At 65.8% G+C, this 7,099-nt stretch carries 5 protein-coding genes; 4 read left to right on the top strand and 1 reads right to left on the bottom strand.

Going from position 1 to position 7,099, the window contains the following annotated elements:
* Nucleotides 1-1,172: methyl-accepting chemotaxis protein (locus tag MKL01_RS30820; protein WP_243908991.1), on the bottom strand; the 1,172-nt coding region annotated here is incomplete at its 3' end.
* Nucleotides 1,173-1,612: 440 nt separating this feature from the next.
* Between MKL01_RS30820 and MKL01_RS30815 the strand changes: the two genes are divergently transcribed.
* From MKL01_RS30815 to MKL01_RS30800, 4 genes are all read left to right on the top strand, one after another.
* Nucleotides 1,613-3,304 carry a methyl-accepting chemotaxis protein gene (locus MKL01_RS30815; protein ID WP_243908990.1) on the top strand — a complete coding sequence of 564 codons (1,692 nt, stop codon included), beginning with the start codon at nt 1,613-1,615 and terminating at the stop codon, nt 3,302-3,304.
* 7 nt (nt 3,305-3,311) lie between these two features.
* Nucleotides 3,312-3,596 carry a hypothetical protein gene (locus MKL01_RS30810; protein ID WP_243908989.1) on the top strand — a complete coding sequence of 95 codons (285 nt, stop codon included), beginning with the start codon at nt 3,312-3,314 and terminating at the stop codon, nt 3,594-3,596.
* 71 nt (nt 3,597-3,667) lie between these two features.
* Entirely contained in the window at nt 3,668-5,851 is a 2,184-nt protein-coding gene (locus MKL01_RS30805; RefSeq protein ID WP_243908988.1) for a putative bifunctional diguanylate cyclase/phosphodiesterase, read from the top strand.
* 134 nt (nt 5,852-5,985) lie between these two features.
* Nucleotides 5,986-6,831, top strand: coding sequence for a BLUF domain-containing protein (locus MKL01_RS30800; RefSeq protein WP_243908987.1), 846 nt, complete (start codon nt 5,986-5,988; stop codon nt 6,829-6,831).
* Nucleotides 6,832-7,099 lie beyond the last annotated feature (268 nt).

The raw sequence follows: 7,099 nt of genomic DNA, 5'->3' as shown, positions 1-7,099 counted from the left end.
GCGGCGTTGAGCGCCAGCAGGTGCGTGCGCTCGGAGATGTCGTTGACCGTCTCGATGATGTCGCCGATCGTCTGGGTCTTCTCCGACAGGCTGACGATGTTGCCGGCCACCGCCTCCGCCTGCTCGCGGATCGCCTCCATGGCCCTGGCGGTGTCGGAGACCGCGCGCAGGCCCTGGCGCGAGGTCTGCGCGGTGGCCTGGGCGGTTGCGATCACCTCGGTGGCGCGTCTACCGATCTGCGCACCCGACTGGGTGATCTGATCCATGGTGGCGGCAGTCTCCTGCACGGCGGCGAATTGCTGCTCGACCGAGGCCGCCTGCTCCTGCGCCGAGGCCCGGATCTCGGCTGCGGCGGCATTCAGGTCGGAGGTGGCGATCCGGTTCGTCCGGGCGAGGTCGGAGAGACCTGCAACCATCGCGTTGAGGCTGCGTCCCAAGCGACCGATCTCGTTGTGTCCCCCTTCTCCAAGCGTGCCCGAGAGGTCGCCCTCTCCGACATGTTCGACGAAGCCCATCACGCGCACCAGCGGCCGGACGATCAGCCGATTGACGGCGATCCCGATCGCAGCACAGATCAGAAGCGTGAGCAGGGTTCCGCCCCAGAGCGCGAGGTTCTCGTTACGCTCGGCTTGAGTGACGCGAACGGCCTGTGCTGCACGGGTCTGTTCTTCCAGCGTGTCGATGGCGGCGAGCTTGCCGCGCAGGGTGTCGAAGAACTGCTTGCCTCTGCCCTCAGCTTCGATGCGCACCGCCTCCGGTCGTGTCGCTGGGTTTGCTGCGTCTCCTATGGCGGTCTCGCCGATGTCAGCCTGCCAAGCACGGGCGGCCGTCACGGCATCGGCCAACAGGCGCGACCGTTCAGCATCGTTGCCGATCAAGGTTCGTAGGCGAGTGATCGTCTCATCCAGCGCCGGCCGTCCCCATTTGTAGGGTTCCAGGCTGCTCTCGCGCCCGGTGATCAGGTAGCCGCGTAGCCCCGTCTCTTGATTGAGCATGGCGGTGCGGAACGCGTCGAGACCGCGGGCAACCTGCGTCGAACGGTCGAGGGCGTCTGTTGCGTCTTGCAGCTGGTTGCGCGTGAGCAAGACCGCGCTGCTGCTGAGGACCGACACGAATGCGATGACGCTGATAGCGCCACCCAACGTGCGGTTGAGGCCAAACGAATTCGGCATGCTCGGTCTTTCCTGGTCAGACCTGCGGACGGCTTCGAGCGGCAGTCGCAAGCATGGCGGCCTCGCCAATAGCGCGCAAAACCCGCCGGGGCGAGCAATAAGCAACGTGATGAGGAAAGCGAGGTGTAGCGTTCCGTCAGATCGCACGCTCCATCCTGAGCGAGACGTCGGAAAACTATCAAATGATAGAATTGTAGACGACAAGGCGATGGGCTTTATCCCGTGATTAAACGCGCAATTAAGGGTTGTGTCTTGATGCGACGGGTAGGAAAAACATTCATTTGATGGGATTCAGAGTCTGTTTAGAGCCGTATATTGGTCATTTAGCTGGATATTGATGGAAATAAACTATTGATTAACGAAGTTGCTCAACATTTGTGTCTAATCTCGCCGCTGACCAAGTGGCGAGGACTGTTTATATTCCTGCAAGAAGCTGATCGATGCGCCTGCACCTCTCTCTCAAGGCTGCACTTGCGTCTGCCTTTGGCCTGCTCGCCCTCATCGCAGCTGGACAGGGTGCACTCTCGATCGTCAAGCTCGGGGGCATCCGACACTCCGTCACCGAGGTCGCCACGAACTGGCTGCCGTCCGTCGTGACCATCAACCAGATCCGGGCTGGGGTCGCCGAACTCCGGATCAAGCAATACCGCCTGGCGACTACCTCGACCGATGCGCAGACTCTAGCGACGAACCGGCAGAAGTACGAGGGCGCCCTAGAGAACGTCGTCAAGGCCCGCGCACGCTATGAGGCCATGATCTCCTCACCCGAGGAGCGCGCCTTGTACGACACCTTCTCCGGGCTGTGGGCCCAGTACCAGCAGGTGAGCCAACACCTCCTCGGTCTCCTTGAGGCTGGGCGACAGCAGGAGGCGTTCGCGGAACTCGCCAACCCCACCGCGGTGAAGATCTACACGGCCGTCGGCGAGGCGTTGGAGCAGGACGTCGCCTTCAACGAGCGCGGCGCCCAGCGCGACGCCGACGGCAGCGTGAACAACGCGGACACCGCCACGCTCACCGCCTACGTAGCGGTTGCGGTCGCGATCCTGACGGCCATCGGCGCCGCGCTGTTCGGCTTCTTGCGCATCTCTCAGCCGATCACCCGTATGACCGATGCCATGCGTGTCCTGGCCGGAGGTGATACGGCGGCCGAGGTGCCGTACCGTGCGCGCCGGGACGAGATCGGCGCCATGGCCGCTGCCGTGCAGGTGTTCAAGGACAACTTGATCCGCACCCGCCAGCTGGAGGTTGAGACCGCGCAGGCGCGGCTGGCTGCCGAGGCGCAGCGCAAGGCCGGCATGCGCCAGATGGCCGAAAGCTTCGAGGCTGCGGTCGGTGGGATCATCGGCATGGTGTCGTCCTCGGCGACCGAGCTGCAGGCCACTGCGCAGACGATGACGGCTACGGCGACCGAGACGGCCAGCCAGTCGACCACGGTTGCGGCCGCAGCCGAGGAGGCGGCCTCGAACGTCAACACCGTGGCGGCGGCCGCCGAAGAGCTGGGCTCATCAGTGCAGGAAATCAGCCGACAGGTCGCCGGCTCCGCCGACCTCGCCCATCGAACCGTGCGTGAGGCCGACCAGACCGGTGCCCTGGTGCAGGAGCTGAACAGCGCCGTCAGCCGGATCGGCGACGTGGTCGGGTTGATCTCGACGATTGCCGGCCAGACCAACCTGCTGGCACTGAACGCCACCATCGAGGCGGCCCGCGCCGGGGCGGCCGGCAAGGGCTTTGCCGTGGTGGCCTCGGAGGTCAAGGCGCTGGCCGAGCAGACTGCCAAGGCGACCGGGGAGATCGCCAGCCAGATCGGCCAGATCCAGACCTCGACGAGCCAGGCGGTCGCGTCGATCGCTGGCATCACGGAGCGGATCCGCGAGATCAACGGGGTCGCCAGCTCGATCGCGGCGGCGGTCGAGCAGCAGGGCGCGGCGACCCAGGAGATCGTGCGCAACGTCAGCCAGGCCGCGATGGGGACCGGCGAGGTCACGAGCAACATCGCCGGGGTGGCAAGCGCGGCCGAGGAGACGGGCGCGGCGGCGAGCCAGGTGCTGGGTGCGGCTTCTGAGCTGTCACGCCAGTCCGAGCATCTCGCGGCCGAGGTTGGGCGCTTCCTCGCCACCGTGCGCGCGGCGTGAGGCTGGAATGGCCGAGATCCGCACCATGACCGCTCCGATCAGCGTCGAGGGCGCACGTCGGCTGAGCGCGTCTCTGACTGAGATGGTCGAGCAAGGCGTCGCTGGCCCGCGTGGGCCGCAGATCCGCAGCTTGGGCCTGTCGCTGGAGACACTGTTGGGGGTTCTGCGCCGTGAACTCGCGCGGATCGGCGCGAGCGATGATCTGAACGATTGCCTCGCCAAGGTTGAGCAGCTCGCTGCTCTCGCCCGCGCCTACCCCGATCCGAATGTCGGCGCAGCGCCCAACATGTAAAGGCGACCCCATCCGCTGACTCTGCTGCGCTCACCCGTTCGATCCGGAGCCCTCCCGTGCCATCTTCACCCGTGCAGACTGACGAGGAGGCTCGGCTGCAGGCGCTGGCCGAGCACGAGATCCTCGATGCCGAGACAGACCCGTCGCTCGCCCACATCGTCGAACTCGCCGCCCGCCTGCTCGGCGCGCCGGCTGCCTTCGTTTCATTCGTCGATCGCGATCGGCAGGTCTTCCACGCCAAGGTCGGCCTAAGCCTGTGCGACACCGACCGCGACGTCGCCTTCTGCGCCCGGACCATCGCGCAAGTCGACATCCTCGTCGTGCTCGACGCATCCCAGGATCCACGGTTCCGCGACAATCCCCTGGTCACCGACGCCCCGTTCATCCGCTTCTACGCAGGCGTGCCGCTACGTACTGGGGATGGCCATGCCATCGGTACGCTCTGCCTCGCCGGGCCCAAGCCGCGACGTGCTTTCACGGGCCGAGACAGGCGTATCCTCACCGACCTCGCTCGTCTCGTGCTCGACCGGCTGGAGCTGCGCCGCGTCCAGGCGGCACGGCGCGCGACACAATCGCGCTTCGAGCACATCGCCGACACGTCGTCCGACGCCATCATCTGCGCAGATGCCCACGGGCGGATGAACTTCTGGAGCGCGGCCGCCGAGCGCCTGTTCGGGCATACGGTCGCCGACGCTTTGGGTCAGCCCCTCGCCATCCTGGTGCCCGAGCGGATGCACGGCGGCCACGAGGGTGACCTGTGCCGGATCGCGCCCGGGACGGCGACGCCGCTACTCGGCCGTACTGTCGAACTCACCGGCCGGCATAAGGACGGCCGCGAGTTCCCGGTCGAGCTGTCTTTGTGCACCTGGACCGAGAACGGCCAAGCAGCCTTCGGGGCGATTGCGCGCGACGTCAGCCAGCGCCGTATGGTCGAGGAACGCCTGTTCCGGCTGGCGCATCTCGATGCCCTGACCGAGCTGCCTAACCGGGCCGTGCTGCGCGGCCGGGTCGAGGCGGCGATTATGGAGGATCGCCCAGCGGCGGTGCTGATGCTCGACCTTGACGGCTTCAAGGAGGTCAATGACGCGCACGGTCATGCCGTAGGCGATGCCGTACTCCGGCTGGCGGCGCGTCGCCTGCGCACCTGCGTCGATACTATGGGCGTAGCGGCCCGCTATGGCGGCGATGAGTTCGCGGTCGTGCTCCCCGGCGTCGGTGACCCATTGACGGCAACCTCCAAGGGGCAGGCGATGATCGATGCCCTCTCCGAGCCGTACCGCGTCGAGGAAACCGTCTTGCGACTTGGCGCCAGCGTCGGCGTGGCCCTAAGCCCCGCCCATGGGGTGCGAGAAGACGAACTGCTGGCTTGCGCCGATGCCGCCCTTTACCGCGCGAAGATGGATGGACGTGGGCGCGCCTGCCTGTTCACGCCGGACCTGCGCGAGGTTGCACAGCGCGAGCGGGCCTGCCGCGACGGGCTGCGCCGCGCCATCGAGCAGGGCGAGTTCGTGCTGCACTATCAACCGCAGGTAAGCCTGTCCGACGGCGCGCTCATGGGCGCCGAGGCCCTGATCCGGTGGCAACATCCCGAACTCGGCCTGCTCATGCCGGCCGCGTTCCTAGAGGTGCTCGACAACGGTCCGGACGCAGCCCGGGTCGGCGACTGGGTGCTGCGCACCGCCTGCGCCCAAGCACAGGCTTGGCGGCGCGATGGCGTGCATCCCATCCGGATCGGGGTGAACCTCTGCGCGGCCCAGTTCCGAGGCGGCGGTTTGGTCGAGGCAGTGGCCACCGCGCTCGCCGAGACCGGGTTGCCTGCCCACGCCCTGGAGTTGGAGATCACCGAGACGATCATTCTGCATCACGACCCGGAGGTTGTCGCCGCCCTGCAGGCCCTGCGCGCCATGGACGTGGGCATCGCGTTCGACGACTACGGCACGGGCTACGCCTCGCTCAGCCTGCTCAAGCGCTTCCCGTTGACACGGTTGAAGATCGACCGCGGCTTCGTGAACGGCCTGTGTGAGGACCGGCACGACGCGGCCATCGTGCGGGCGGTGATCGACCTCAGCCGCAGCTTCGGACTGGAGGTGGTCGCCGAGGGCGTCGAGACCGAGGAGCAGCGCCAGCGTCTGCTCGCGAAGGGCTGCCAGGAGGCGCAGGGTTATCTGTTTGGCCGGCCTATGCCACCGGCGGAATTCGCCGCGCGCTTCAAGTTGTGCCGACACCATACACGCCCGTCATCGCCTGCTGCGTAGCCACCTAGGATGATCATCGCCGGTACAGCCAATTCAGTCTGTATAATGCTAGAATGCTGACTGAGAATTTGCTGCTTTACCTGCTTCGTTGATCAAGATTTTTCTATTCGATCGACTAACCTCGGATCTAGACCATGAGCGCGCTGTACCGCCTTGTCTATGCCAGCAAGAACCTTCTGACTGGGCCTGAGGCCGAGGCTGCCGTTGAACAAATCCTGGCGGCATCGCGACGGAACAACGAACGCGTGGGGGTCACCGGCGCGCTGATGTTCAACGGTGGCGCCTTCGCGCAGGTGCTGGAGGGGCCACAAAAGAGCGTCGAGCAGACGTTCGAGCGCATCCAGCGTGACCCTCGCCACGGTGACGTGACGGTGTTGGAGGGCACCCCGATCACGGAGCGCGGCTTCGTAAACTGGTCGATGGCCTTCGTTGGGCAGTCGGCTCGCGGTCAGGTACTTTGGAACGAATTGGCGGCGGAGAGCGGCTTCGATCTAGCGCGCTTGAGCGCGGACGCCGTGTTCATGATGCTGCACGACCTCGTGCTGGAGGAGGAGCCCCTGGGCAACATCATGGACACCCCGCCACCTGATGCGGTCGCCCGGCAATTCCCTGACATGCCGCAGGTGCGCGAGGAAATTGCGCATCTCAGGTCCGAGGCGGTGCTGACAACCGAGCGGCAGAACGCGAGCCGGGATCATGAGAGCGTCGCTACTTTGGCCATCTTGAAGGCCGCTCTTGCGCACGAGCGTGGCCGGACGACGGAGCTTCGGGGTACGGTGGACGAGCTGCACATCGCCATGGCCGAGATCCACGCCGCATGCGATCGATTGCGCGCCGAGCGCGATCTCTGGATGCAGCGTGCCCGAGTTCTGGTCGCGGCTCTCTGTGATGACCCGCAGGAGATCCGTAGCGCCACGCGCAGCGCCGAGGTCCTCGCTGGCCAGAGTATGGTCGCTGTGCCAGCCCGTGCCTGCGCTTAAGCGTATCTAGCCGTGTCCCAGGGTGTTTGGCTCGGTTAGACGTAGGGCCCACCGAACAGGTCGCCGAGCGCCTTCCGCCGGAATAGCGTCCGCCAGCGCCTTCTCCGATGCTCAGGCCGGTCGTGGATCATGTGGCATATGTGGACGGCCCCCAGCTCGCAAGATGAAGTCAGCTTGGATGATCGGATCGCTTGCGTTCATATGTCCGGCCTATTGACGCGTTCACACATGAACGCTGGCCAAGATGGGCTCCGCGACGTCAGCCCCA

Source organism: Methylobacterium sp. J-070 (assembly GCF_022829385.1).
Classification (GTDB): domain Bacteria; phylum Pseudomonadota; class Alphaproteobacteria; order Rhizobiales; family Beijerinckiaceae; genus Methylobacterium.
This window is presented reverse-complemented; position numbering and strand designations above follow the sequence as displayed.

Coding starts and splice junctions, on each gene's coding strand:
- MKL01_RS30815 (WP_243908990.1), top strand. CDS start 1,613: ATGCGCCTGCACCTCTCTCTCAAGGCTGCACTTGCGTCTGCCTTTGGC.
- MKL01_RS30810 (WP_243908989.1), top strand. CDS start 3,312: ATGGCCGAGATCCGCACCATGACCGCTCCGATCAGCGTCGAGGGCGCA.
- MKL01_RS30800 (WP_243908987.1), top strand. CDS start 5,986: ATGAGCGCGCTGTACCGCCTTGTCTATGCCAGCAAGAACCTTCTGACT.